1 pseudogene is annotated in these 1,139 nt (G+C 58.9%); it reads right to left on the bottom strand.

The features are described 5' to 3' along the window. Positions 1 to 1,104, bottom strand: a pseudogene (locus PQR32_RS42090) (hypothetical protein); the annotation flags it as partial. Between the last annotated feature and the right edge of the window lie 35 nt (positions 1,105 to 1,139).

Genomic DNA, 1,139 nt, shown 5'->3' with positions numbered 1-1,139 from the left:
GTCCTGCGCGATCTGCGCTGGCGGAGTTCCGGCCTGCAGTCGGGCAATGACGTCCTTCCTTATTTGAGGTGAGCGCAGCGGCGGGCTCGGGATGTCCGGTAAATTCATGCGTTGCCTAATCCTCAATGCAGCGAATTGACTTATGCCCAATCTTCTCGCGACGTTCGTCTGCGTCCATCCGTCTCTAAGCAGCGCTCCCGCTTTTTGCCTTGTTTCCGCCGGAAGCGGCAAGCCGCTGTCGCGTTTCACCTGCCCATCGCGGCGATACTGTTCGACGATGAGCTCCACGGTTTCGGGTTGGACATGCATATCGCGAGCGATCTGCTCGGGTGGAGTTCCGGCGTTCACCCGGGTAATGACCTCCGTCCTGAAAGCAATTGATTGCAGCGGCAGGCTCAGGATGTCCGGTAAGTTCGCGTCCCGCTTAATCGTCCGTACAGCGAATTCACTTATGCCCAATTTTCTCGCGATGGCCGCCGTCGTCCATCCGTCTCTAGACAGCGCTTCCGCTTTTTGCCTTGTTTCCACCGGAAGCGGCCCGCCGGTGTCGAGTTGCACATACCCGTCGCGGCGATACTGTTCGACGATGACCTCCACGGTTTCGGGTTGGACATGCATATCGCGAGCTATCTGCTCGGGTGGAGTTCCGGCGTTCACCCGGGCAATGACCTCCGTCCTGAAAGCAATTGATTGCAGCGGCGGGCTCGGGATGTCCGGTAAATTCGCGTCCCGCTTAATCTTCCATGCAGCGGGTTGACTTATGTCCAATCTTCTCGCGATGTTCTTCGACGTCCATCCGTCTCTAAACAGCGCTTCCGCTTTTTGCCTTGTTTCCGCCGGAATCGGGGGAGTCCCCCCTGGTATGCCCGTGTCGCCATGCACCTGCCAGTTGCCGTGCGCATCAAGCCTGACGGGGTATTGATACTTCGTCGGATTGTCGGGTTGATAGACACGCCACGTGCCATTGTCCGTGTCGTACCTGACCGGCCAGGTTTGACCGTTCGCCCGGATATAAGCCTGGAGCTTGCTGTCCCTGAAGATACCCGGACTGTCCGGATCAGCTTCCAGGTTACCCGCCGGTTGGCGGGCATATCCTTCGGGCAAGGGGATAGTCGTGGATTGCGGCGTGGGCGCCGGGA

The sequence above is a fragment of the Paraburkholderia dipogonis genome (assembly GCF_046027395.1).
GTDB lineage: Bacteria > Pseudomonadota > Gammaproteobacteria > Burkholderiales > Burkholderiaceae > Paraburkholderia > Paraburkholderia dipogonis_A.
The sequence above is the reverse complement of the archived record's forward strand: the minus strand, read 5'-3'. Positions and strand labels throughout refer to the sequence as shown.